Source organism: Cellulophaga omnivescoria (assembly GCF_027915275.1).
GTDB lineage: Bacteria > Bacteroidota > Bacteroidia > Flavobacteriales > Flavobacteriaceae > Cellulophaga > Cellulophaga omnivescoria.
In genome coordinates this window covers 1798132-1824240 of record NZ_CP115819.1, presented here as the reverse complement: position 1 = coordinate 1824240, position 26109 = coordinate 1798132, and the positions used below count along the sequence as shown (strand labels likewise).

At 32.8% G+C, this 26109-nt stretch carries 21 protein-coding genes; 5 read left to right on the top strand and 16 right to left on the bottom strand.

From position 1 onward, the window contains the following. Window positions 1-75: 75 nt before the first annotated feature. Window positions 76-2367, bottom strand: coding sequence for an inorganic phosphate transporter (locus PBN93_RS08140; protein ID WP_077401282.1), 2292 nt, complete (start codon window positions 2365-2367; stop codon window positions 76-78). A gap of 75 nt (window positions 2368-2442) precedes the next feature. Then, window positions 2443-3648, bottom strand: coding sequence for a porin (locus PBN93_RS08135; protein WP_271081878.1), 1206 nt, complete (start codon window positions 3646-3648; stop codon window positions 2443-2445). 223 nt (window positions 3649-3871) lie between these two features. Between PBN93_RS08135 and PBN93_RS08130 the strand changes: the two genes are divergently transcribed. Beyond that, the gene (locus PBN93_RS08130) at window positions 3872-5215 is read left to right on the top strand and encodes a deoxyguanosinetriphosphate triphosphohydrolase (protein WP_077401276.1); all 1344 of its coding nucleotides are present in this window, start codon (window positions 3872-3874) and stop codon (window positions 5213-5215) included. On the opposite strand, the gene PBN93_RS08125 is transcribed toward PBN93_RS08130, so the two are convergent. Together PBN93_RS08125 and PBN93_RS08120 are read right to left on the bottom strand one after the other, a co-directional pair. Beyond that, window positions 5212-6270 (bottom strand): DUF3078 domain-containing protein, encoded by a 1059-nt coding sequence (locus PBN93_RS08125; RefSeq protein ID WP_333780847.1) that lies wholly within the window; start codon window positions 6268-6270, stop codon window positions 5212-5214. The two genes, PBN93_RS08130 and PBN93_RS08125, sit on opposite strands and share 4 nt — an antisense overlap. 46 nt (window positions 6271-6316) lie before the next feature. Next, on the bottom strand, window positions 6317-8086 hold the full coding sequence (locus tag PBN93_RS08120) for a 1-deoxy-D-xylulose-5-phosphate synthase (RefSeq protein WP_077401270.1): 1770 nt from the start codon (window positions 8084-8086) through the stop codon (window positions 6317-6319). A 167-nt stretch (window positions 8087-8253) separates the two neighbouring features. Here PBN93_RS08120 and PBN93_RS08115 point away from each other — a divergent pair, with 167 nt between their 5' ends. Beyond that, a complete protein-coding gene (locus PBN93_RS08115; protein WP_077401266.1) occupies window positions 8254-8703 on the top strand; it encodes a nucleoside deaminase in 450 nt (149 codons plus the stop codon). Between the two features lie 56 nt (window positions 8704-8759). Here the strand turns inward: PBN93_RS08115 and PBN93_RS08110 are convergent, their stop codons facing one another. From PBN93_RS08110 to aspS, 4 genes are all read right to left on the bottom strand, one after another. Next, complete coding sequence (locus PBN93_RS08110) at window positions 8760-8951, bottom strand: cold-shock protein (protein ID WP_034644878.1); 192 nt, start codon at window positions 8949-8951, stop codon at window positions 8760-8762. Window positions 8952-9036: 85 nt separating this feature from the next. Next, the gene (locus PBN93_RS08105) at window positions 9037-9291 is read right to left on the bottom strand and encodes a hypothetical protein (protein WP_245799593.1); all 255 of its coding nucleotides are present in this window, start codon (window positions 9289-9291) and stop codon (window positions 9037-9039) included. Between the two features lie 6 nt (window positions 9292-9297). Next, on the bottom strand, window positions 9298-11085 hold the full coding sequence (locus PBN93_RS08100) for a chloride channel protein (protein ID WP_077401261.1): 1788 nt from the start codon (window positions 11083-11085) through the stop codon (window positions 9298-9300). Window positions 11086-11103: 18 nt separating this feature from the next. Continuing rightward, the gene (gene aspS, locus PBN93_RS08095; protein WP_271081877.1) at window positions 11104-12858 is read right to left on the bottom strand and encodes an aspartate--tRNA ligase; all 1755 of its coding nucleotides are present in this window, start codon (window positions 12856-12858) and stop codon (window positions 11104-11106) included. A gap of 215 nt (window positions 12859-13073) precedes the next feature. Between aspS and PBN93_RS08090 the strand changes: the two genes are divergently transcribed. Beyond that, complete coding sequence (locus PBN93_RS08090; protein WP_271081876.1) at window positions 13074-15707, top strand: TonB-dependent receptor; 2634 nt, start codon at window positions 13074-13076, stop codon at window positions 15705-15707. 208 nt (window positions 15708-15915) lie between these two features. Further along, entirely contained in the window at window positions 15916-16266 is a 351-nt protein-coding gene (locus PBN93_RS08085; protein ID WP_271081875.1) for a toxin-antitoxin system YwqK family antitoxin, read from the top strand. Between the two features lie 75 nt (window positions 16267-16341). Here the strand turns inward: PBN93_RS08085 and PBN93_RS08080 are convergent, their stop codons facing one another. The 4 genes from PBN93_RS08080 to PBN93_RS08065 all read right to left on the bottom strand — a co-directional run bounded on the left by PBN93_RS08080 (window position 16342) and on the right by PBN93_RS08065 (window position 22584). Continuing rightward, on the bottom strand, window positions 16342-16533 hold the full coding sequence (locus PBN93_RS08080; RefSeq protein ID WP_077401252.1) for a hypothetical protein: 192 nt from the start codon (window positions 16531-16533) through the stop codon (window positions 16342-16344). Between the two features lie 216 nt (window positions 16534-16749). Continuing rightward, entirely contained in the window at window positions 16750-18195 is a 1446-nt protein-coding gene (locus PBN93_RS08075; RefSeq protein WP_271081874.1) for a SusD/RagB family nutrient-binding outer membrane lipoprotein, read from the bottom strand. Window positions 18196-18206: 11 nt separating this feature from the next. After that, window positions 18207-21299 (bottom strand): SusC/RagA family TonB-linked outer membrane protein, encoded by a 3093-nt coding sequence (locus PBN93_RS08070; protein ID WP_271081873.1) that lies wholly within the window; start codon window positions 21297-21299, stop codon window positions 18207-18209. A gap of 28 nt (window positions 21300-21327) precedes the next feature. Further along, the gene (locus PBN93_RS08065) at window positions 21328-22584 is read right to left on the bottom strand and encodes an alkaline phosphatase family protein (RefSeq protein WP_271081872.1); all 1257 of its coding nucleotides are present in this window, start codon (window positions 22582-22584) and stop codon (window positions 21328-21330) included. 167 nt (window positions 22585-22751) lie between these two features. Between PBN93_RS08065 and PBN93_RS08060 the strand changes: the two genes are divergently transcribed. Then, complete coding sequence (locus PBN93_RS08060) at window positions 22752-23357, top strand: TetR family transcriptional regulator (RefSeq protein WP_077401240.1); 606 nt, start codon at window positions 22752-22754, stop codon at window positions 23355-23357. A 4-nt stretch (window positions 23358-23361) separates the two neighbouring features. On the opposite strand, the gene PBN93_RS16320 is transcribed toward PBN93_RS08060, so the two are convergent. The 4 genes from PBN93_RS16320 to PBN93_RS08045 form a co-directional block, all read right to left on the bottom strand. After that, window positions 23362-23589: a CBU_0592 family membrane protein gene (locus tag PBN93_RS16320; protein WP_077401237.1), complete on the bottom strand. Its 228-nt coding sequence runs from the start codon at window positions 23587-23589 to the stop codon at window positions 23362-23364. Window positions 23590-23892: 303 nt separating this feature from the next. Next, window positions 23893-24303 (bottom strand): hypothetical protein, encoded by a 411-nt coding sequence (locus tag PBN93_RS08055; protein WP_271081871.1) that lies wholly within the window; start codon window positions 24301-24303, stop codon window positions 23893-23895. A 58-nt stretch (window positions 24304-24361) separates the two neighbouring features. After that, window positions 24362-25156 (bottom strand): DUF805 domain-containing protein, encoded by a 795-nt coding sequence (locus tag PBN93_RS08050; RefSeq protein WP_271081870.1) that lies wholly within the window; start codon window positions 25154-25156, stop codon window positions 24362-24364. An 11-nt stretch (window positions 25157-25167) separates the two neighbouring features. After that, entirely contained in the window at window positions 25168-25902 is a 735-nt protein-coding gene (locus PBN93_RS08045) for a hypothetical protein (protein WP_271081869.1), read from the bottom strand. Between the last annotated feature and the right edge of the window lie 207 nt (window positions 25903-26109).

The following is a 26109-nucleotide window of genomic DNA, read 5'->3' as shown; positions in this document are numbered from 1 at the left end:
ATAAATTAGAAGTACTGAAAAACAAAAAAGCCCAACAATAATTTGTTGGGCTTTTTTATTTTATACACTTATTACTTATGATATTGTTGCAGGTGGCACACTGCTATCATGTTCATTGTAATATAGCTCTAGCATTGTCATTGTAGCCGTCATCAAATCCTTAGTTTCTAACAACAATGAGAAATACAACGTTGTATTTTTAGGACTAGACTCCTCAGTTCTAGTACGCTCTACTTGTTTTTGAATTTTCTGAGACAACAAAGTAAATAATTCTTCTTTTTCTTCTAAAATTTGCGCAATCCTATCAAAAGAACGTGTTTCAAATACAACTTGAGTTTCATTTAATATATGCTCTAGCTTGTAATCTATTTCTTTAAGCTCCTTAATTTGGTTGTATTTTAATTTTTTATGATTGTTGTTTATATGCTTATACGATATTTTAGTAATATACTCTAATGACTGTGTCATATCTTGTAATGATCCTAAAATATTGATATAAAAATTACTTGCACCCACACTAGCATCATCTAAGTTTTTAATAAAATAAAAGATATGGTCTCTTAAATCATCAACCTCATCACCTAATTTAACAACACCTTTTTTATTCTTTTTTAATATATCTAAGTTTTGTTTAGCTAAGCCATCAATTGCATTAGTGTAAATTTTATTTGTTCTTTTTACAACATTAGCAGTGTTTTTTGCACTTTCCACAATAACACCTTGTATAGAGCTACTTTCTGCTCTTCTAAGACTATCTTCTGCTTTAATTTCTTTAGATTTTTTATTGTAAGAAATATAGTTTCTAGCCAAAAGTAAAATAGCAACAAACAGTAAAATTGCTATAGCAGCACCAGTACCAAAATTAATAAGCGTAAGGATAATACCAGCAGCCGTAAATGCTATAATTGCAGTACCAAACCAACCACCAATTACATTTAGCACACCAGCAACTCTGTATACTGCACTTTCTGCGCCCCAAGCTCTATCTGCTAAAGAAGTACCCATTGCCACCATAAATGTAACATAGGTTGTAGACAATGGCAATTTAAACGATGTAGCTACCGATATTAAAATACCCGCTACCACCAAGTTAACAGCTGCCCTTACCATATCAAAAGCAGGCATTTCATACGTCTTATCTTTAGCTAAAGCTATTTTTGGTTTAACAAATCTGGCCTCCACCTTATCTGAAATAGATTTTGGCATTACTGCTGACGTATATGTAGATATTGCCATTCCTATTCTAACAATACCCCTAGATAAAAAGTTTGGCTCAAAACGCTCTTTACCTTCACCTTCTCTAGACAAGTTAATTTCTGTTTCTGCAACATAGCGTGCTTTTTTAGAAAACCAAAGAGTTGCAACCATAATCATACCAGAAATAAATAACAACAATGTAGGAGTTGGTACTTTTTCTGATAAAATTGACATACTAAAAGCAGAAGCATCTACACCAGATGCAGACCACTCTGTGTAAGATTGGTATGCTGCAATTGGTACACCTATAAAGTTAACCAAATCATTACCAGCAAACGCCAATGCCAGAGCAAAGGTACCAACACCAATAATTATTTTATAAATATTAAGCTTAGCAAAAGCAGTTAATATGTATGATAAAATAAACCATACTACAAAGTTTGCTAATACTATAGGAAACCATTTAACTTCTAAAAAGTCTTTAATAGTCATATTTCCAATAAGTTCAAAACTTTCGCTAGCAAATGCAGTACCTTTAATACCTTTCATAAAAATGAAGTACGTAATGGCAGATAAACCAATACCTCCAAAAACAGCTCCTACCCATTTTGCTTTTTTATCAAAATCATAAGATAAAAGCAAACGAGAAAACCACTGTACAATTGCACCAATTGAGAAAGCAATAACAACGGAGAGGAGGATACCTATAATAATTTCTGTTGCCTTAGAGGTGTTAATGTAATTAACCACGTCTGATGCACTACCACCAGCTTGCAATATTTTAATTAAGGCCATTGCTACAGCAGCACCTAAAAGCTCAAAAACTATAGAAACCGTTGTAGAGGTAGGCATACCCAAGGTATTAAAAAAGTCTAACAACAGAATATCTGTAATCATAACAGCCATAAAAATGAACATAATCTCATTAAAATAAAACTCATTAGGATTAAAAATTCCTTTTCTAGCAACCTCCATCATTCCACTAGAAAATATAGCTCCGCAGGCAATACCTACACTGGCAACAATCATTATAGTTTTAAAAGAAATAGCCTTAGATCCTATAGCCGAATTTAAAAAGTTGACAGCATCATTACTCACGCCAACTACAAGATCTGCAATAGCTAAAACCGCTAAAGCTATAATCATTATTAAATAAATATTACTCTCCATAATTTATAAAAATTCAATTTGCAAATATGCTTTGTTTTAAACTGTCTAACGTTATGTTAAGGTTATTTTTTTTAGTTAAAAATGCACCTCTAATTGCAGTCTACTTATAAGCCCCTCAGGACCATTAACTTCGTTTAAATAAGTAGCATCTGCTTGCACCTTTAATTTATGTCCAACAATATATTTAGATACTCCTAAAGTGTATTGCAACTCCTTGTTTCTGCCTGTTATTTCTTTATCTAAATTTACAGCGGTATACCTACCAGATAATTCCCAATTATTTTTAAATAAGTAACCTAACATTAAGTTTAGTCCGTTACCTACTTGCACTATATCACCAGTTAGCGTACCATCATCATTTTTTGCAATAGCATCTGCTGCATTTCTGTCTGCATATTCCCCCATAAACGAAAAACCATTATACTTGAACATTGTATTTACAAAAAACGTTTTTATATCTGTAGTGTAAAATCCAGTATCAGTAAACATATAATCCCCTTGGTTACTTCTTGTTTTTACAGCATTATTGTTATAATCATAAGCTGCGCCAATCATTAACTTGGGGTGCCTTTCTCTTTTTAAATCACCACCTGTAAACTGAGTGTTGCCTGTAAAATTTCCAAAGGGTAAAAAATCTACTCTTGCTGTATATTGATATCCTCCTAAATTACCTTTAGTTACATTTCTACCTTCTCCTTGAGAAATTGCTAAAGCTTCCTTTACAATAAAATCTTCTGAAATATTAAATTTATGTCTTAATTGAATACCCATATCTCTATCTAGAGTAAATCTGCTGTTTAACAAAGACCTATCTACCATTTGCATATTTCCAGAAGAAACTATGCGCTCTATATTTCCTGGTAGTTTGGTTTGCCCTATCCATAATTCAAAATCCTTGTAAAAATTCCACATTATAAACGCATCTAAAATATAACGGGGAGTATCATGAGTAAACTCAGATCCACCAGATATGTCTCTGTTAGACAGACCAAGCTCTACTTTGTATTTGAATTTTGGAGAATACGCAAAACCATTAAACTTTAATCTGGCCCTACGCACTAAAAAGTTAGACCCTACAGAAGCCAAGTTTCCTTGTTCATTTTCGCCCCATTGTCCAATTCCTAAAAATTGCATGCGAGCAGATGCCTTCATAGTCCAAGTACTATCCTGGCCTACAAGGTTTAGTATACCTTTACCAAATTGGGGCACGTTAATTTCTTGAGCTTCAAGCGTATTTAAACCTACCACAAAAAACAATACTGTAAAAATTCTAAAACACATAAATGCTATTTTCCACCTGCAATGATCCTTTCACAAATGTTAATTAATTGTATCTAAATTATTAACTAGATGCAAATTTAGGTAAACTAACTTAAAGACAAAGGTGTTATTACAGATAACCCATACAACCATAATTTGTGAAGCGCAGAAATATACTTTTTAAGTTTATTCTACTTTATTTAAAAAGCTATTTAAGTATCTTGCAACTTTTAAATTATGTACTATGAATTGGGAGCAATTACTATCTTTAAAGCGCTTTGGAGACACTAATAAAAGACTACGTAAAGAACAAGATGAAACCAGATTGGGTTTTGAAGTTGACTATGACCGTGTAATATTTTCGTCTGCATTTAGAAGTTTACAAGATAAAACCCAAGTTATACCACTTTCTAAAACAGACTTTATACACACTAGGCTTACGCACAGTTTAGAAGTGTCTGTAGTTGGCCGTAGTTTAGGACGCATTGTGGGAAAAAAAATATTAGAAAAACACCCACACCTAAAAGAAGTGCATGGCTACCATTATAACGATTTTGGCGCTATTGTAGCTGTGGCATCCTTAGCGCATGACATAGGAAACCCACCTTTTGGTCATAGTGGAGAAAAAGCAATTGGCGAATATTTTAAAACAGGAAACGGACAAAAGTATAAAGACAAACTTACGCCTAAAGAATACCAAGATATTATAGATTTTGAGGGTAATGCTAACGGTTTTAAATTACTAACAGAATCTAGAACAGGTGTAGAAGGCGGTTTAAGATTAAGCTATGCTACCTTAGGTACCTTTATGAAATACCCTAAAGAATCTTTACCTAAAAAACCAACAAAGCATATTGCCGATAAAAAATTTGGTTTTTTTCAGACAGAAAAGGATTTTTTTAGCGAGGTAGCAAAAGAACTTGGCTTATTGCAAACCAGAGATGGTAAAGACATTTCTTTCTCTAGACACCCGTTAACTTATTTGGTTGAAGCAGCAGATGATATTTGCTACACAATTATAGATTTTGAAGACGGAATAAACCTTGGTTTAATATCTGAAGATTACGCTTTAGAATATTTAATTAAGCTAGTTAAAGACAAGATTAATACAAAAAAATATAACCAAATGGTGTTTATGCAAGACCGCCTTAGTTACCTAAGAGCTTTAGCTATAAACACTTTAATTACAGATGCCGCTACAATATTTTTGGAAAATGAAGAAGCAATTTTAGAAGGCTCCTTTGACGTGTCTTTGTTAGACAAAAGCAATTACATTGCCCAAATAAAAGACATAATATCTTTAAGTGTATCTAAGGTTTACAAATCACAAGAGGTAATTGAAAAAGAAATAGCTGGCTATAAAATTATATCAGATATTTTAGATGTATACACAAATGCTTTAGTAAAAACAGCAGAAGGTACTGCTTCTAATTATGATAGTATTGTTTTACAAACATTACCAGAACATTACCAAAATACAGATGCACCATTATACAGTTTACTTTTAAATACTTGTTGCTATGTTGCAAGTTTATCAGACAGCGGGGCTGTACATATACACAACAAAATTATGGGCAAACAACTTTAAAAATCATAAGATAACCCCACACCAAGTAGCTGCTTAAATTGTATTTTAGGTCTACCAGGTGTGGTAACTACACCATCTGTTACTACCTCATCAAAAACCACATCATCATCATATAAAAGATTGGTACCAATATTGGCTTTTACGTACTGGTTTACTTTCATATCTAAACGTAATTCCCAATCTACGTCTACATTACCAAAACTATTTAGGTAATCTGTATAAAGTGTTAAATCATGGGCTAAAGTCATATTTTTAGCCACATTTGTTTTCCAAGTATTGGTTACCAAAAAACCAAACTCCATTAAAGTACGCTCACCCTTTTTAGTAATATTACCGTCTGCATCTCGCTCTGCCTTTTGCACACCAAAAGCACCAGCATTTGCTAAATCTTGATCTAATACAAATGTTGCTTTTTGGGTAATAGGAGATATGTATAAATTAAACTTTTTACCCTCTGGAATATAGGACGTACCAGCACCTATAAATACATAACCTGGTGCCATAAATGTAGAAATTATATTTTCTGTATTAGGGTATTTATAACCATCTGCAAATTGCGAGTTAAAATTTGCCTTAACAGAATAATACCAATTACTAATTGTATCTCTCCTATAGGCAAAAGTAGAGCTAAAACGAATTGCATCATCTGCCTTTCTTAACTTCTCTCCTTCTATAGCACTAAGTCCAAATCTTAAATCCAAACTATTGTTCCATTGCACGTATCTAAACTTGTAATTACGAACAAATTTTACATCACCAATGGCAGACACAGAGTTATTTCCACCAGCTTTCCAGTTTACAAAAGCAACCTCGTTAATAGCAATTCCAAAATGGTTTGTTTTATCCCAAAAAGAGGGAACTTTAAACCAGCCAAAATTTTCTTTACGCGGATTAGCTTCATACCTAATTCTTGGGTTAGCCAACTTTACACCTCTAGGTATGTTTTTTATTTTTTCTTGATTTTTACGTACAACAATTGTACCTACTATGGTAGTGTCTACCTTAACGGTGTCTACCTCTACTGGATTAGAAATTTGAGCGTTTAAGTTCGCCACACAAAAAGTTAAAATCAAAATTACAACTGTTCTCTTTAACATAATCCTATTCCTTTGTTTGTAAAGACTCTATTAAAGTCTTAAAACTATTTGCTCCTATATTATTTAATTCATGTAATTGTAACACACTACCATGTTGCACAAAAACATCATCTATGCCTAAAATATGAATGCTATTAGTAAAATTATTAGTATTTGCAAATTCTAAAATTGAAGTTCCAAATCCTCCTATTTTACAACCATCCTCAATAGTAACTATTGTTGAGTATTTGTTAAAAATAGACATTAATTTTTTAGTGTCTAAAGGTTTAACAAATCGCATATTTATGTGGCCTATTTTACTTGACTCCATATTATTTAAAACCGTGGCAACCATATTACCAATATGTCCTAAAGATAAAACCACAATTTCTGTGCCCTTTTTTAGTTCTATAGATTTTCCTATTTCTATTTTTTTAAATGGTTGTTTCCAGTTCTTAGTTACCCCTCTTCCCCTAGGATATCTTATAGCTATTGGATGTTGTAAACCTAGCTGTGCAGTATACATAATGTTTCTTAAGTCCTCCTCGTTCATAGGAGCAAAAATTAACAAATTAGGAATACAACGTAAGTAGGCAATATCATAAACTCCATGATGAGTTGCACCATCTTCACCAACCAAACCTGCTCTGTCCAGACAAAAAATTACAGGTAAATTTTGTAGCGCTACATCATGAATAACCTGGTCATAAGCACGCTGTAAAAAAGTAGAATATATATTACAAAAAGGAATTAAACCCTCTGCAACCATACCAGCAGCCAAAGTTACGGCATGCTGTTCTGCAATACCAACATCAAAAGCCCTATCAGGAATTTCTTCCATCATAATTTTTAAAGAACTACCGGTAGGCATTGCTGGTGTAATACCTACTATTTTTTTGTTTTCTTTAGCTAACTCTACAATAGTTAACCCAAAAACATCTTGATATTTTGGAACACCTCCGTCATTTATTTTTGGCAATAAATCACCAGTAATTTTATTAAACTTACCTGGAGCATGATACACAACTTGGTTTTCTTCTGCTTTTTTTAGCCCTTTTCCCTTTGTAGTTATTACGTGTAAAAACTTGGGACCTTTAACAGTCTTTAATCTATTTAACTCTGCTATAAGTAAAGGTAAATTATGGCCATCTATAGGACCAGAATAATTAAAATTTAACGCTTCAAAAACATTGTCTTGCTTAGCGTTACCCTTTTTAACATTGGTAAGATATTGTTTTAATGCACCAACGCTTGGGTCTATACCTATAGCATTATCGTTTAAAATAATTAACACATTAGCATCGGTAACACCTGCGTGGTTTAAACCTTCAAAGGCCATACCACTAGCAATAGATGCGTCACCAATTACCGCAATATGTTGTTTTGAAGTTTCTCCTTTTAAGTTAGAAGCAATGGCCATACCTAAAATAGCTGAGATAGAAGTAGAACTATGACCTGTACCAAAATCATCATAAACACTTTCATCTCTTTTAGGAAAACCACTAATGCCATTTAACCTTCTATTGGTTTCAAACACATTTTTTCGGCCAGTCAAAATTTTGTGGCCATATGCTTGGTGGCCAACATCCCATATTAATTTATCTACAGGAGTATTAAATACGTAATGCAACGCTATAGTAAGTTCTACTACGCCCAAACTAGCGCCCAAGTGCCCTTCCTTTGCAGAAACAATATCAATAATAAAATCTCTAAGCTCTTGCGCTACAATTGGCAAATTTTGCACTTGTATTTGTCGCAAATCATGCGGATTTGTTATGTTCTTTAAATATGCCATTTAAACAACAAATTTAAACGGTATTTATGAGTTTATAAAGAAATAAGTAAAGAGTTATACCTTTACAACCAATTGTGTTACAAAAACTTGGTATTTTTATTTTTAGACTGATAAAAAACAGCTCCTTACACTATAAATAGCTGCGGCTAATTTTATATTTTTACTTTATGATAAATCCTTTTGACGACACGTACTTTATGAAAAAAGCTTTAGAGGAAGCAAATGCAGCTTTTGATAAAGGCGAAGTACCTGTTGGCGCTGTAATAGTAATTAAAGATCGTATTATAGCACGTGCCCATAACCTAACAGAACAATTAAATGATGTTACAGCACACGCAGAAATGCAAGCTATAACTTCTGCTGCAAATTTTTTGGGCGGAAAATATTTAGAAAACTGCACACTTTATGTAACCTTAGAACCTTGTCAAATGTGCGCAGGAGCCTTGTATTGGAGTCAAATTTCTAAAATTGTTTACGCAGCTAAAGATGTAAAAAGAGGTTTTACTGCAATGGGTACAACCTTACACCCTAAAACAAAAATATCTGGTGGTTTATTAGAAAAAGAAGCCTCTGAACTTTTAAAACGGTTTTTTATTGAAAAACGAAACTTGAATTAAAAATAAAAAGCCTTGCATTGCAAGGCTTTTGTTTTAATCAAAATAAATATACTTTATTAGATTACTTGCACTTGTGCAGCAACCACTCCTTTTCTTCCTTCTTCTTCTACGTATTCTACTTTGTCTCCTTCGTTTAGCTCTACTCCGTTTAGCGATGTTGCATGCACAAAGATGTCTTTTCCTGTTTCGTCGTTTGTAATGAATCCATATCCTTTAGAGTCATTATAAAATTTTACTGTTCCAGTCATTAAAATAAATTATAAAAAATGTTAATACTCAAATATAACATATTTTAATTAGAGCTATGTAAACAGAACATAAAATTGTTTAAATTTATTGATTATCAGTCTTTTCCAAGTTTTTTCCTTGCATTTTTCTGATATTTTCTTCATTTAACATGTAATTTTTAACATTCTTACCCTTACTAACACGTATTAAAAAAAGAGGCATTGCTATAAAAAATATTCCTACAGTTCCAAAGCCAATAAACTTATGTGCTATGGTTTCATTCCCTTCTAAAATAATAAAACCATACACTATTAAGCCTATTGCTACTAAAGCTACTATACCACTACTATATTTCATCATACATTATTATTTTGTAAAGTCTATTAATTTTTTTCTGTAAGCTGTTAATAGTTTAGATTTAGACACAAAGCCTATATACTTCCCTTCTTTAACAATTGGTAAGTTCCACGCACCCGAAAGTTGAAATTTATCCATTACTGCTTGCATATTATCTTCTTCGTAAACTATTACCTCTGGCACAGACTGCATAAAATTTTCTACTTTTAACGTTTTATACAGCTCTTGTTTAAACATTACATCTCTAATATCATCTAAAAGTAAGATACCTTTTAAAGCCTTACCCTTTTTATCTAAAACAGGAAAAATATTTCGGTTAGATTTTACAATTGCCTTATGTACTACTTCCCCCAACGTCATTTTTTGTTTTAACGGTATAAAGTTCGTTTCTATAACCGTATCTATATCCATTAATGTTAAAACAGCATGGTCTTTATCATGGGTTAAAAGCTCACCCTTACGACCAAGTTCCATAGTGTAGACTGAATGAGGATAAAAATACTTTGTAATACCAAAAGACAACGTAGCTGTAATCATTAAAGGTACAAAAAGCTCATAACCACCAGTAACTTCTGCAATTAAAAATATAGCTGTTAATGGCGCATGTAAAACTCCTGCCATTAAGCCGGCCATACCAATTAAAGTAAAATTACTTTCAGACACTGGTGAGCTAACCAAGCCTGTGGCATTTATAATTTTAGCAAAGCAATTGCCCATTATGCTTCCCATAAACAGTGTAGGAGCAAAAATACCCCCTACACCACCTGCTCCAAAAGTTAAAGAACCTGCTATTACTTTAAAAAACACCAAACCACCCAACAAAGCTATAATTACCCATACATTATCCAAATCTAAGTGTAACGAATTATTTGCCAGAGCTTTTTCTGGATGCCCTGCCATAAGATGGTTAATAACATCAAAACCCTCTCCGTATAGTGGCGGAATAAAATAAACTAAAACCCCAATAGAAAGTCCACCAATTATTAATTTTTTTAAGGGCGATTCTATTTTATCAAACAATTGCTGAATACGATCATAAACCTCTGTATAGTACATAGAGATTAATGCAGAGACTACACCTAATGCCATATAAAAAGGAACATCAGAAATAACAAATTTGTCTTCTAATGTAAACGGAAGCAAAACATCGTCTCCAAAAAAAAAGTAAGATGTTATTATTGCTGACAACGATGCCAGTAATAAAGGTAACATAGACGCAATAGTTAAATCTAAACTAAATACTTCTATAGCAAAAACAATTGCCGCTATGGGTGCTTTAAATATTGAAGACAAAGCACCAGCTGCAGCACAACTAATTAGTAAGTTACGCGTTGTTTGGTCTAGATGAAAAAAACGAGATAAATTAGAACTTATAGCAGCACCTGTAGCTACCGTAGGGCCTTCTAAACCTACAGACCCACCAAAACCAACTGTTATTGGAGCTGTAATTAAAGAACCAAACATTTGATACCTTTTCATAAACCCTTTACGCTTAGCAATTGCGTACAATGTTGAAGGTATACCGTGACTAACCTTGTTTCTAATAATATATTTAACACATAAGTACACTAAAAAAAACCCTAGTATTGGCGACAAAAAGTAAAAAGCATGGTGGTAATTAGCCACCAATTTACCCTCTAACGCGTGTTGTATAAAATGGGTTGCATTTTTTAGCAACACTGCACCAATACCAGATGTTATACCTACAATTACACTAAGAATATAAATAAACTGCCTGTTAGTAATGTATCTTGCTCTCCATACTAAAATACGTTTAAGCAATTTTTTGTTAGACATTACGTGGCTTTTTAATTCTTAGTTATTTATATTAACTTGTAAACTTAGCTCTTTTAGTTGTTCGTCATCAATAGGTGCAGGAGCATCTATCATAACATCTCTACCACTATTGTTTTTAGGGAAAGCAATAAAGTCTCTAATTGTTTCTTGTCCTCCTAAAATAGATACTAACCTATCCAAACCAAAAGCTAAGCCTCCGTGTGGTGGTGCTCCATATTGAAAAGCGTCCATTAAAAAGCCAAATTGCTCTTTAGCCTCTTCTGGTGTAAAGCCCAAATGTTTAAACATTGTAGCTTGCGTTTCTTTATCGTGTATACGTATAGATCCTCCTCCAATTTCATTTCCATTTAAAACCAAATCGTATGCATTTGCTTTTACAGCACCTGGATCTGTATCTAAAAGTTCTAATTGACCTGGCTTAGGAGATGTAAATGGGTGGTGCATTGCATGGTAATGACCTGTTTCTTCATCTAACTCTAATAAAGGAAAGTCTATAACCCATAATGGTGCAAACTCATTTGGTTTACGTAAACCCAAGCGTTCTGCCAACTCCATACGTAAAGCACTTAGCTGCGCTCTTACTTTATTTGTTGGCCCAGAAAGCACACAAACCAAGTCTCCTGGTTTAGCACCTGTTCGTTCTGCCCATTTAGCAAGATCTTCTTGGTCGTAAAATTTATCTACAGAAGATTTAAAAGAACCATCGTCATTACAACGAGAATAAACCATACCTAAAGCACCAACTTGCGGACGCTTTACCCAATCTATTAATTTATCTATTTCTTTTCTAGTGTACGCGTTACCACCTGGCACAGCAATACCAACAACTAACTCTGCATTATTAAAAACACCAAAATCTTTATGTTGTGCTATATCATTTAGCTCGCCAAATTCCATTCCAAATCTAATGTCTGGTTTATCATTACCATAGAAACGCATAGCATCATCAAACAACATTCTAGGAAACTTATCTACTTCTACACCATTAATTTCTTTTAAAAGGTGGCGTGTTAAGTTCTCAAAAATGTTTAAAATATCTTCTTGCTCAACAAAAGCCATTTCACAGTCAATTTGCGTAAACTCTGGCTGGCGATCTGCTCGTAAATCTTCATCTCTAAAACATTTTACAATCTGAAAATATTTATCCATACCACCTACCATAAGCAACTGCTTAAAGGTTTGTGGCGATTGTGGCAAAGCATAAAACTCACCTTCGTTCATACGACTAGGAACCACAAAATCTCTAGCACCTTCTGGTGTAGATTTTATTAGATAAGGTGTTTCTACCTCTATAAATCCATTATTTGACAAAAAATTACGCACTTCCATAGAAACCTTACTCCTAAAAATAAGATTGTTTTTTACAGGATTTCTACGAATATCTAGGTAACGATATTTCATACGTAAATCTTCACCACCATCAGTTTCATCTTCAATTGTAAATGGTGGCACAATAGCCTTGTTTAAAATAGTTAATTCAGATACTAAAATTTCTATTTCTCCAGTAGGCATATTAGGGTTTTTAGAAGCCCTTTCTATTACCTTACCTTTAACTTGTATTACAAACTCACGCCCTAATTTTTGGGCACGCTCCATCATTTCTTTACTTGTACGCTCTTCATCAAAAACCAATTGAGTAACACCGTAACGGTCACGTAAATCTACCCATACAATAAAACCTTTATCTCTTGACTTTTGCACCCAACCAGAAAGTGTAACCTCTGTATTTATATGAGTTGCGTTTAATTCTCCACAATTGTGACTTCTATACATTTTTAATAGCTAAAGTTGAAAGTAGCAAAGGTATAAAAGTATCTCATTAACTTAAAAACTATATGAGATTTAAAAAAATAGTATATAGTAAGAAAAAAACTATAAATAAAAACTTAAATTATATGTGTTAAAAACTAACATTTGTTAATTTATTATTTGTTTATGTGGAAAAAATGTCATTATCTTGTGATATAACTAATAAAACACTTAATTAAATGAAAAATTATTTATCAAGAAAACTACTTGGTTTGGTTTTACTTGTTTCTCCTTTATTTGCTATGGCGCAGGGTGAGATAAGTGGAACAGTAACAGACCAAAACAATGAACTTTTACCAGGAGTAAACATCATTATTAAAGGAACAACAACCGGAACAACCACAGATTTTGATGGTAATTACAGTATTACTGCAGAGAGTTTTCCTGCAACATTAATTTTTTCTTCTATAGGCTTTAATACCAAAGAAATTGTTGTTAACGCCGCAGGTAAAGTTAATATGACTTTACAAGAGGGTTTGGCTTTAGATGAAGTAGTATTAACAGGTAACAGATCTAAACCTAGGACTATTTTAGATTCTCCTGTGCCAATAGATAATATAGGCGTAGCAGAACTTACAAGTAGCGGTAAACCTACGGTAGACAGGATGCTTACTTTTAAAGTACCTTCATTTAATGCACAAACACAAGCAATTTCTGATGCAACAGCGCATTATGACCCAGCAGATTTACGTGGTTTAGGTCCTAGTAGAACTTTAGTTCTTGTTAACGGAAAACGTAAAAACCAAAGTGCACAGGTTTACTTAAACAGAACACCAGGTAAAGGTGAGGTTGGGGTAGATTTAAAAAGTATACCTACTGCTGCTATAGAAAGAGTAGAAGTTTTAAGAGATGGTGCTTCTGCACAATATGGTTCTGATGCCATTGCCGGCGTAATTAATATGGTATTAAAGAAAAACGCTAAATATACAACAGTATCTGCAAGAACAGGTATAACGTCTCAAGGAGATGGCTTTAACTTTGCTGCAGACGCTAACACTGCTTTTAATTTTGGTGACGGAGGATTTATAAACCTAACATTAGGTTACTACAACCAACAACTAACAAACAGAGCTGGTTCTCCTGGTATTGCAGATTTACCTGCAGATGCTAGACCAAATGAAATACAATGGGCTACTGAAAATCCTGAATTAGGAATGAAGGTTGGACAACCAGATTTAGAAAAAGGAGATTTATTTATTAACCTAGGGCACCCACTAGGTGAAAATGCAGAACTGTACTCTTTTCACGGTTACTCTACCAGAAAAGGACGTAGTTTTGCATATTACAGAGCCCCTTATTGGAGAAGAGATGTGGCGGACTCAGAATTTTTAACCAGGTCTGAAGATTTTGTAGGATACCAACCAACCTTTGAAGCGGCAATAGATGACCATATTAATGCTTTAGGTTTAAAATTTGACATTACAGACACTTTTAATGCAGATGCGAGTGTTACGTATGGATCTAATAGTGTAGATTATACTGTAAACAATTCTTTAAATAGAGATTACCTAGTAGATAATGGCACTTCTCCAAGGTCTTTTAAACCAGGCGGATATACATTGAGTAATGTTGTAATGAACCTAGATTTTGCAAATGCTTTTACAGAGCAATTAACATCTTCTTTTGGTGTAGAATATAAAAAGGAATACTATGAAGCAATTGAAGGCGACCCTTTGTCTTATTACAAAGGTGGATCTGACTCTTTTGCTGGTATAAAGCCAGACGAAGCTGGAAAGTGGAACAGAAATAATATCGCTTTTTATGCAGGGTTAGATTATGATATTACAGAAGATCTTTTATTAGGGTTAGCTGGTAGATATGAAGACTTCTCTGATTTTGGAGACAACTTTTCTTGGAAAGTTTTTGGCCGTTACAAATTAGGAGACAAAGGTGCTATTAGAGGGTCGTACAGTACTGGATTTAGAGCGCCAACATTACACCAGCGTTACTTAACAAACAGTCAATACATCATTGTATCTGGTTCATCAGAGCCATTATTACAAGGTACTTTAGCTAATGATAACTCTGCTGTACAAGCCTTAGGAGTACCTAGTTTATTTGCTGAAACGTCTAGAAATATTTCTGCAGGTTTTACATATAAAATAAATCCTAAATTTTCTGCGTCTATAGATTTTTACCAAATACACGTAGATGATAGAGTTCTATTTTCTTCGCAAATTGGATTTGACGGAGATGATACTAACACAAATCCTGTAGAACAGATACTGGAAGACAACAATGTAGTAGCAGTACAATTTTTTATAAATGCTGGCGATACAAAAACTACAGGAGCAGATTTTGTACTTAACTACAGAGGTATAGATATGGGACAAGGTAAATTTAACGTGAGTTTAGCTGCAAATATTAATGAAACAACAATTGATGCAATTGAAACTCCACAAGTTTTAGCTGACAATGGATACAATATTTTTACAAGAGAAGAAAAAGGTTTAATTACAAATTCTAGACCAAAATCTAAATTTATTTTAGGTATGGATTATGACACTGATAAATTTAACATTGGTTTAAATAATACTCTTTTTGGTAAGGTAACTGTTACTGCTCCAGAGACAGGAGGTATAGACCAAGATTTAGCTTCTATGTTGGTTACCGATTTAAATTTAAGCTACAAAGTAACAGACAAACTTAGCTTTACAGGTACAATTAACAACCTATTTGATGTATACCCAGATGTAACTTTGGCTAGCACACAAACAGCACAAGCTGGCAGCAGATTCTTATACTCTTCAGAAGTGCAACAAGGTGGACAATTTGGTACTAACTTTAGCTTAGGAATGAACTATAGTTTTTAATAAAATTTAAACTTTCAATTTAAAAGCGGCCTATGAGCCGCTTTTTTTATCGTTGCATGTTAAGTGTTAAAAATAATTAAATAATTGACTTACAGTCTTTTATGTTTTTAATGTAAATTTAATGTTAACTTAAAGCGTATTTATTGTAAAATAAAATGTATCTTTATATCGTTAATGTTAAGAAATTAAAAATTAAAACCTACATATCATGAAAAAAATAGCACTAGCATTCGCATTTATATTCTCAATAGCAATAGTTAACGCACAAAGTACAAAACCAGTTTTTGAAAAAGCAGATAACAAAGTAAAAGCAACTTATTTTCACTCTAACGGAGAGGTTGCACAAGTTGGACACTTTTTAAATGGTAAATTACACGGTGAGTGGACTATGTTTAATGAAGAAGGTAAAAAAATAGCAACGGGTAATTATACTGAAGGTAAAAAAACCGGAAAATGGTTTTTTTGGAATAAAACAGAATTAAACGAGGTAGATTACAAAAACAGTAAAATTGCCAATGTTACAAAATGGAATAACGAGGGAACATTAGTAGTAAACTAATTACTGCTTAAATAAAACCCATTAAAAAACCCAGAGAATATATATTCTCTGGGTTTTTTATTTTTTGTTTACTTATTAAACAAATAAATGGCAATCTTTACAGTCTTTAATTTCCCCATAATACGTTTGTCTATACTTGTACAAGGTTTTTACAGGAACTCCTAAAACGTATTTCTTTACGTAGGTTACTTTAGCCGCAAGTTGCCCCATCCTTTTGGTGTATCGCTTTTCTACTTTGCTTTTTCTTTTGACTTGTATAATCTTCATAATTGAAATTGTTTCCCTACAACATACATTTATACAGGCCAAATGCAAGATAAAAGTGTTAATATTTTGTTATAACGATTAAAAAGATACACTACAACGTTATAGCAACAACTTAATTTACAATTACTTAGTTTTTTAAACTGAAAAACTAGCACCAAAAAGCAGATGCTAGTTAAACAAACTAAAAAACGATATTTAAAAATGTATGTAAATACCTTACTTTAAAATCCACATTTGTGAATTAATATTATCACCAGAAGCAAACTGTCTATTAATAGCTTCCTCTAAATTTTTAGGGTTATTAGTAGACTCACTTGTTGGATACAACCATCTTTTTGGTATTCTAGCTTCGTTTAATGCACCACCTCCATCTACATTAAACTCCGGATAACCAGTTCTACGTTGGTCATAAAACATTTGCCAACCAGTATTTAAAAACAACGCTATATGCTTTTGAGTTGCAATACTCTCTATAGGGTTTGTAGCATTAAGTTGTACAGCAGAATTTACTAAATAACTATCTACATCTGTAATACCATAATACTCCATTGACGCTTTAATACCTTGCGTATAATAAGTAGAGACATCACCAGAAATCCATCCTTTGGCAACAGCTTCTGCTAAAATAAATTGAAGTTCTGCATAACCTAATAATAAACTTGGTTCATTAACAGGATCATTGTAATACCTTGGAGCAATTCTAGATGCATTACCAGCAACTGCCTTTGCTGCATTATCACTAAAAACAGCACTACCATATAAGCCTCCATAGGCATTAAAATCTGTTTCATCTAACGCAGAGGCACTTGGCATTTTTTCTGCAAAAACAAATAACCTTGGGTCTTCTAAATTTTTCAACGTATTTACAAAAGACTCTTCTAAATAATATGCAGTTTGCAAATTGTTGTTATTAAATAATGGGTAACGGTTGTTTTGTATGTTTACAAAAGTTAATGCTCCGTTGTCATTATTAGAACTAAACAAAGGATATTTACTTGGGTTATCTACAACCTCTTTAAACCTACCCACAACGTTTAAAGACGCAACATCTGCTTTATTAGATAACATTAACAAGACTCTTAAATAGTAAGAGTTAATTAACTTTTGCCATTGTAGTTTATCACCATTGTAAATTACATCACCCAAAATAAGTTCATCATTAGCAGCAAGCTCGTTAGAAGCCGATTTTAAATCTGTTAATACCTGTAAAAAGATTTCTTCTTGGGTATCGTAAGCAGGAGTATAATTTTGATCTTCCACTGCAATTGCTTCACTGTAAGGAACATCACCAAAAACTAATGTAAGCTCTGTTATAAAATAGGAGTTAAAAAATTTACCAAGAATAGCGTAAACCTCAGCCTCCGAATTCTGGCTCTCTTCAATCATTTTATGAACTTGCTTTATATTGTCATAATTAGCAAAAGAAGCTTGTTGCCAATTGTAGTATTGGTTTTCATTAACACCGTCTGTAAATGCTAAATATCTACTTGCTAAAGCACTATTTAAGCTCACATTATTAAACGCTAAGGTTTCTATATTAGTTAATAGTAAGTCTGGACTAACTGCTGTTGCTCTGTTAGGATCATCTTGCAACTCTTCTATATCTGTACAACTTGCTGTAAAGAATATTGCACATAAAATATATATACTAAATTTTTTCATTATGCTTTTATTTAAAATTTCACATTTAAGTTAAGTCCAATATTCCTAGTTGACGGTGCCTGTAATGCATCTACACCAGAATCTGGATCTACATTTGGCACATCAGAATTTAACCAAAGGTTACGTCCAATTAAGGACAAACTAAACTCATGTATAGGTGTGTTTGCTAATGCTTTTTTTGGAAAGTTATATGTTAGTGTAACCTCTCTAAGCTTTACAAAAGACTCTTTGTAATAGTGGTAATTTTTATTTTGACCGTTACTAGTTGTCTGCATAAAGTTAATGTAGTTAACAGCAACATCATTAGGAGCATACGTACGCGTATCACTAGTAATATTACCATTAACATCATACGTTGCTGTGCCGCTTACAACCTTTACTCCTGGAGCTACATAAGAACTAACTCCGTTATTTGCATCATCTCTAAACTGGTTTACTGTGCCTTTGTGTTTACCACCCCACCACATTTTTTGATTAGTAGTAGAGTAAATTAAACCTCCTATTCTACCATCAAATAAGAACGATAAATTAAGATTTTTATATTTTAACGTATTGGTAATACCATAAGTCCAGTCTGGATCATCATCACCAATATATCTTTGGTATGGATCGTTTACAGGAAAACCATTTTCATAAATAACCTCACCGTTATCATTAGTTTGGTATACGTTAGCATAAATTTGATCTGTACGTTCACCAACTTTTACAAAGCCCTCTGTCTGCTCTCTATCTCCATAAATTTCTTCTTGAAATCTTCTAAACCTACTAAAGTTTACAAGCATATCCCAACTAAAATTAGCTGTTTGTATAGGTTTAGCATCAAAAACAAATTCTAAACCTTTACGCTTGTATTCATCACCGTTAAGCAAAATACTTTCATAACCAGATCCTTCCGAAATTGGACTATAAATTAAATTGTTATAGTCTCTGGCCTCAAAATAAGCAACATCTAAACCTAAACGATTATTAAAGAATCTAACATTTGCACCAACCTCCCAAGTGTCTGATGTTTCTGGCTCTAAACCAGGAGAAAGCAAGCTAGATCCAAAAGATGCTGACGTATTACCGTTCCACGTTGTTCCCTTATCATAAGCTTGTATATAACTATAAGGATCGTCTCCTATTTTACCTTCTGACACTCTAGACCAAGAACCTCTTAATTTTGCAAAACTAATAGCCTGTGGCATATCAAAAAGGCTAGATAAAACTAAAGATCCAGATACAGATGGGTAAAAGAAAGAATTGTTTTCTTTTGGTAAAGTAGATACTTTATCGTTTCTACCAGTAATAGATAAGTAAAATGCATTGTAAAAAGACATGTCTACAAAACCATAAATACTCTTTATAGCTTCTTCTTGCTCTAAGTTAGATGCAATATAACTTGCCCCTGCATTATTGGCCAAATTGTAAAAACCAGGAATATTTAAACCATCTGTTTGTGTACTAGCCGCTGTAGATTTGCGATAGTAGTTAGAGTAAGCAACTTCACTTTTTAGTGTAAAATCATCAGAAAAACTCTTTTCAAATTTTAGTCCAAAATCTGTAATAATATCAAAATATCTACTATCTGCATTGGTAAAATTACCAAGAGATTTATTGCCATAACCCACATAACTTTTAGGCTCTTTATACGTTCTGTTTAAGCTGTAAACATTAATACCACTTGTGCTTTTTACGCTAAGTTCTGGCGTAACATTATACTCAAAGGCAACATTACCATACACATTATCTTTATCATAACCACGCTCATACTCATTGGCTTGAAAATAAGGATTGTTATAATAAGAAACGTTAAAATGCCTTTGCTGGTAACCTTCTTGTCCTTCTCTCCAGTAGTTACGCAAATCTTTAACATCTACATCTACACCTGTCCACAAAACCAAATTGTACAAATAATTTGTTGGTCCGTAACCAACCTCAGGAAAATTATCTGTGTATTGCTTATTGTAAGTTAAATTAGAGCTTACTTTAAAATTATCAGACGGATTTAAAGTACCACCAATTGTAAAAGAAGTGTTGCCCAAATCTGTATTTGGCACAATTCCTTTTTGGTATACATTAGATAAAGACATTCTATAACTAGCTTTATCATTACCCCAATTAACACTAATATTATTGGTTTGTATAGATCCTGTTTGAAAAAAATCTTTGATATTATCTTTACCTCTAGAAGTAAAGGGAATTGGAATTAAATTACCAGCAGCATCTGTAGGACTATTGTATTGTGTAGTTTCAAAAAAACCACTTGCCGTGCTTAGGTCTAACTGATCTACTTTAGGTCCCCAAATCCAGCCACCACCTTCAGAGCCACTACCTAAACCGTTAATATACGCGTATTGCCCTTGGTTACCATTGCCATAAACTGTTTGTACATCTGGTACTTTTATAAAAGAAGGTTGAAAAAGCACTGAACTATTAACTGTTACAGTTAACCTTCCTTTTTCTCCTTTTTTACTTGTAATCATTATAGCACCGTTTCTACCAGCAGAACCATAAAGAGCAGATGCAGTTGCACCTTTAAGCACACTAATACTCTCTACATCATCAGAATTAATTTTCCAGATATCTGCAGACCTATCTGGTATACCATCTATAACAACTAATGGTGTTGCGCCTCTTAAACTAATTTCTGGATTCTGAAATAAGTCGGTAGAGTTTTTAATATTTAAACCAGCTACTTTACCCGTTAAAGAATTTACCAAGTTAGGCTCTTTCGCTTTTTCTAAAGAAGCTCCTTTTACTTCTTGTACTGCATAACCCAATGCTTTCTTTTCTCTTTTAATGCCCAAAGCCGTTACCACTACCTCTTCTAATGCAGCGGCATCCTCCAAAAGGGTAACATTAATTACAGTAGCATTTAACACTGTAATTTGTTTTGTTTTAAATCCCATAGATGAAAATGTAAGCACATCTCCCTTTGCAGCATTAATGGTATAATTACCATCAAAATCTGTTGTTGTGCCATTTGTAGTATTAGCAACTACAATGCTAACACCCATTAGTGGTGTATTGCCCTCATCTACAACACTACCCGTAATAGTTTGTTGTCCGTAGCTAAAACAGCATGCAAACAACATTACAATAAACGTAAGTCTAAAATTCATTTTCTTTAATGTTAAGTTAAATTGGTTTTTAGTTATTGTTTATGTACCAAGTATTAAGTACATTATTTGGAGTTTCTAATACTATTTTTAACATCTTGCCCATATGCTTTTTAAGCGATAGCGTAGTCTCTTCATTAGTCAAACTCACTGTTACCTCCTTTATGTAAGTATCTTTTTTTCCTTCTTTAAATAGATTTGTAGTAGAAGTGTAAATTGTTCCTTTTACATTTTTATCTGAATTATTTTTCCAACGGATGACAATTTTGTCTCCTTCTTTAACAGCTGATAAACCATAAGCATCTACCTCGCCTATAAAAGGAGTACCATCTATTTCATAAGCAATATCTTTTGAAACATCAATATTTAAAAAACGAAGCATAGTTGGGTAAATGTCTGTAATTGCCAAGGTTTCATTTTTAAAATAACTGTTAGTGTTTTTCTCATTAGTTACAATCCAAGTAGCACGCTCCCTATCTGTTTGTCCTCCATGATGGCGCCCATCTTTTGGACTACGACCGTGGTCTGTAGTAACCACCAACAACCAATCTTCATTAAAATTAGCTTCACGTATTTTAATAGCATTCCATATTTTGCCCACCAAAGTATCTTCATATGTAATTGCATCATCTAGTTGAGGACTATCACCTAAACCGTGGCCAACATCATCTGTATACTCTAAATACACCCAAGACAAGTCTGGTGCATTAGTTTTTATATACCTAGCGGCATCATCAGCCACGTCATTATCAATTTTTTTAATGTATTGCTTGTAAGCATCATGCGGATAATTAATGGTATCAATCTCTAAACCATCAAAAGCATAATCTATCTCTACATTTTTTGTTTCAGATTCGCCCTCAATAAGTTTTGTTCTGTTATCTAGCCAAGTAGAAAAAATAGCTGTTTTTTTAGTTGGATATTGATCTTTAAAGACCTTAAAAATTGTAGGATAATTGTAGTTTGGTTTTTTTATACTATTGCCATAAACATTATGCTTATTAACCCAAGTACCAGTTAGTAAACTATTGTAACCTACTGCAGAAATGGTTGGTGTTTGTGAGTAACCTCCTTTTTTACCACCCACATATGCTTTAGTATAACTGCCTGTATTAGCTATACTATCTAAAAAAGGAGTTGGGGCTTTTTGCAGCATATCTGTAGAAATACCATCTACTATAACAAACACTACTTTTTTATTATTTAAAGACTTGCTAGTTTGTTGACTAAAACTTACTTGCACAACTAAGCACATAACAAATACTACATATTTAATTTTATTCCCCATTTTTAGATTGATTGGTTACATTAAAATCTGGGTCAAAAGTATTTTTATAAATTATAAATTGAATGAATGTTCAATTAATAAAACTTTAAATAAATGTTAACTTGCACCGGTAAAGCAAGGCTTGTAATTATCTTAAAATGTTACATTTGCCTAAATAAAAATCTTACATGGGAAGAAAAAGTGTATCTGTACAAAGACGAAAAGAAATTATAAAAGCATTTTACAAAGTTGCAAAAGACATAGGCCTAGAAAACACCTCTATTGCTAAGGTTGCAGAACATTTAAGCATAAGTAATGGCTTAATAATGCACTATTTTAAAACCAAAGATGAGCTATTAATTGGCTTAAATGAGTTTATATTAGAACAGCATTTAAACATTGTACAAAATGATGAAAATGGAGAAATAAACTCCAAACAAAAACTTCACAATCTAATAACATCACTTTTTTCTAGAAACTGGAACAAATATTTTGATGATGGTGTTTTTTATAGTTGCTACGCTCTAATTTACAGGAAAAAAGATTTTAACGATAGCTTTAAAAGCTACTTACAAGCGCTACACACGGTTTTACACAAAAAATTAACAGAAGCAAAAGAGCACCAAATTATTACCAATACAAACATTGATGAAATAACAGAAGTTATTTTTGCCTTAATAGATGGTGCTTACTATTATTTGGGACTTTTTAATGAAAAAACAGAAGATTACAAGCAAAAAGAGGCTATTTACATTAAGTATGCGTTAAATATTTTAGAATTTAAAAACGAGTAAACGATTACTTAACAAACCTAACAATAGCATAGAGCCCAATACAAGCCCATACAGCGTTAACTACAACATTTGGGAAGTCGTTTAACGCAAAGCCATTAATAATTAGGCAAACAGCGCCTAATATATTTAAAATATGGTACACTTTAGATTTAGATGATAGTTTACCTATGCTTAGCAACAAGTAAGACACTACAAATAATATGGCCCCGAGCCAACCTATTATAGAAAACATAGATTTGTAATTTTAAGACTGAAAAGATACAGGAAAAAATAAAACAACTACAAACTATAAAATCTTAGAAACTATATAAAAGCAAAAAACCTCAACTATTTCTAGTTGAGGTTTGTTTTGCTCCCCCTCTTGGGCTCAAACCAAGGACCCTCTGATTAACAGACGGTTACATTTACTTTTCAAAGACTTTCATTTATTTTCAATGAATTGATTTTCAAATACATAACAAAAACGAGATTTTCATTGGTTTTCATTATCTTCTAATATTTAAGTATAATGTTGCACCTATGTTGCACCCAAGATTTATTCTTGTGCAAATGATAAACACTCTGAGTATACTTCCTTAAACTTCAAAAGGTGTTTAATTTCCTCTTTAGGCAGAATAACTTCCATAGTAACATACGACTCTTTTTGGGTGGCTATCTTAATAATCTCCTCCAAGGATAATATACCCTCTCCTAAATTACGCTGATTATAGAACCATTGTTTAAGCAGACCTTTATCTCCTTTCATATTTTCATACTCCAAAAGTGCATTAACAAACTTATCTTCTTGTTCTAACAACTGACCTACCTGCCAAACTCTATAATACATTTCTGCAAAGATGCAGTCGTCATTTCTAGTCTCGCACACACAAGGAAATACATGCATACGCTGGTCTTTAATCCATCTACTCCATTTATAACATTCGGTCTCCTCAGCGCAAGAAACCATTTTGTTATGGTTCGTTTTCAACCATACTTGAATATTTTGCAATTTATTTATATTCATACTAGTCAGCTATAACTCTACCCTTCGGGTCATCACCATATTTATTTGCTCCAATTGACCCATCTGCAAAAAGGGTATATATCAAAAATAGGATATTAAAAAACGGTATATGAAATAATAGAGCCCACCACCCATTTTTTCCTATATCTTGTAATCGCTTTATAAGTTGCAAAAAAAACGCAAACAAACATACTAAGCCAACTACTACTCGTAATACTAGAACTACATAAAAATTATTTACGTCAAAATAATCATAGTCAACCTGACCAACAATAACTAAAATTAAAATTATCACTCCAACTCTAATCGCATAAGCGTTTCTTCTAAGACGACCTTTGTCTGACCAAAACTTTTCTGTTTTTATAATCTTCTTAGCTTGTATATTATTTACATTCTTACTAGGAGAGTAAAAAGAATAAACCCTGTTTTTTTTTAAAGCCTTAATAAATGAATTACCCTTGATACTACTACTTAAGCTAAAAGAGTAAGTTAAAAGTGTACTCCATATCTTTTTAAGTAAAATCTTAATTTCCTTGTCTGTTTTATAAAAAACCCAAAATACCCCTAAAGCCAAAAGTATTAAACTGATTAAGACTAATGGCAAATATGGCATTTCAATTCCTAATAACTTTACGTGGTAGTAACTTATCGGAACGTCGATTCCACTCTCAATTAAATGGACAATATAGTTATTCTCATAGGGATCATATTCTTTGGCTATGTAACCATAAAACAAAATACATATTGAGCTAATAATAAGTCCCATTGATATTTTTTTGTCGAAATTAATTTTCATAACCTATATGTTTAGTCCACAGTATAACTATCCGATGAAATTTCATAAATAAAAGTTTCTCCAATGCCTATAGAGAAATCACTCTTTGTAAAGATGATATTACCACTACTATCTTTAATTTCTATGAGTTCAACACTTGCCTGACTCTCAGTATTCGTTTCGTACTTAAAGCCGACCTTATCAAATGCAGTTAACGTATAGTAATCCCCACTAAACAAATTAGAGGTTACAACTTCAGAATTCAATTCTCCATCAACATCATCTGTATAGTAAGTCGTTTCTAAAGAGTATTCTCCATATTGACCTTGGTGTTCGCCATTAAAATAAATTTGAAACTCTTCTGCTCTTGCAGGACATAGTTCGCATTCCTTATACATTATAGTAACTAGTGTATTATCATTGTAATCAGTTCTCTGGATTTTAAAATCATCTTCAAATTCTATAATATGTTTTAAATCAGGGTTCTCTTGCCATCCCTCTACTGTCTCATCAGGATCGGGATAGAATTCAATTAACACGTTATTATCTATTACCTCCCAAACTCCATCATAATCCTTCTCACTATTATGATAAATTGATGTACCATCTTCATTGTACGTAAACCATTTATCCTCATAATCCGTTGTGGGGTACCACACCCCTACTAACCTTTGCTCAATTTCACTTAAGCTTGAAGATGAATCATCCTCTTTACTGCATCCAACGAATGCAAAAACCCCTATTAATACTAAGAAAATCTTTTTCATAATTTTGTCTAAAATGTTTATTAAAAGCGGGGGAAGGATATAAGTAACGTCAATTAAAATAAAAGTATTGTAATGATAAGGCAAGATTAAGATATCTTTTTTATAATAACACTCTTAAAAGAGATAATAGTATACATGTCAAATACTCAATTTTTTTAAAAAAAGAGCAAGTATAAAATTATTTTTTGGTGATAATGCTTATCTACA

Excerpts from the sequence above, each read along its gene's own strand:
- PBN93_RS08140 (WP_077401282.1), bottom strand. The coding sequence starts at position 2,367 with ATGGAGAGTAATATTTATTTAATAATGATTATAGCTTTAGCGGTTTTA.
- PBN93_RS08135 (WP_271081878.1), bottom strand. The coding sequence starts at position 3,648 with ATGTGTTTTAGAATTTTTACAGTATTGTTTTTTGTGGTAGGTTTAAAT.
- PBN93_RS08130 (WP_077401276.1), top strand. The coding sequence starts at position 3,872 with ATGAATTGGGAGCAATTACTATCTTTAAAGCGCTTTGGAGACACTAAT.
- PBN93_RS08120 (WP_077401270.1), bottom strand. The coding sequence starts at position 8,086 with ATGGCATATTTAAAGAACATAACAAATCCGCATGATTTGCGACAAATA.
- PBN93_RS08115 (WP_077401266.1), top strand. The coding sequence starts at position 8,254 with ATGATAAATCCTTTTGACGACACGTACTTTATGAAAAAAGCTTTAGAG.
- PBN93_RS08110 (WP_034644878.1), bottom strand. The coding sequence starts at position 8,951 with ATGACTGGAACAGTAAAATTTTATAATGACTCTAAAGGATATGGATTC.
- PBN93_RS08105 (WP_245799593.1), bottom strand. The coding sequence starts at position 9,291 with ATGATGAAATATAGTAGTGGTATAGTAGCTTTAGTAGCAATAGGCTTA.
- PBN93_RS08100 (WP_077401261.1), bottom strand. The coding sequence starts at position 11,085 with ATGTCTAACAAAAAATTGCTTAAACGTATTTTAGTATGGAGAGCAAGA.
- aspS (WP_271081877.1), bottom strand. The coding sequence starts at position 12,858 with ATGTATAGAAGTCACAATTGTGGAGAATTAAACGCAACTCATATAAAT.
- PBN93_RS08090 (WP_271081876.1), top strand. The coding sequence starts at position 13,074 with ATGAAAAATTATTTATCAAGAAAACTACTTGGTTTGGTTTTACTTGTT.
- PBN93_RS08085 (WP_271081875.1), top strand. The coding sequence starts at position 15,916 with ATGAAAAAAATAGCACTAGCATTCGCATTTATATTCTCAATAGCAATA.
- PBN93_RS08080 (WP_077401252.1), bottom strand. The coding sequence starts at position 16,533 with ATGAAGATTATACAAGTCAAAAGAAAAAGCAAAGTAGAAAAGCGATAC.
- PBN93_RS08075 (WP_271081874.1), bottom strand. The coding sequence starts at position 18,195 with ATGAAAAAATTTAGTATATATATTTTATGTGCAATATTCTTTACAGCA.
- PBN93_RS08070 (WP_271081873.1), bottom strand. The coding sequence starts at position 21,299 with ATGAATTTTAGACTTACGTTTATTGTAATGTTGTTTGCATGCTGTTTT.
- PBN93_RS08065 (WP_271081872.1), bottom strand. The coding sequence starts at position 22,584 with ATGGGGAATAAAATTAAATATGTAGTATTTGTTATGTGCTTAGTTGTG.
- PBN93_RS08060 (WP_077401240.1), top strand. The coding sequence starts at position 22,752 with ATGGGAAGAAAAAGTGTATCTGTACAAAGACGAAAAGAAATTATAAAA.
- PBN93_RS16320 (WP_077401237.1), bottom strand. The coding sequence starts at position 23,589 with ATGTTTTCTATAATAGGTTGGCTCGGGGCCATATTATTTGTAGTGTCT.
- PBN93_RS08055 (WP_271081871.1), bottom strand. The coding sequence starts at position 24,303 with ATGGTTTCTTGCGCTGAGGAGACCGAATGTTATAAATGGAGTAGATGG.
- PBN93_RS08050 (WP_271081870.1), bottom strand. The coding sequence starts at position 25,156 with ATGAAAATTAATTTCGACAAAAAAATATCAATGGGACTTATTATTAGC.
- PBN93_RS08045 (WP_271081869.1), bottom strand. The coding sequence starts at position 25,902 with ATGAAAAAGATTTTCTTAGTATTAATAGGGGTTTTTGCATTCGTTGGA.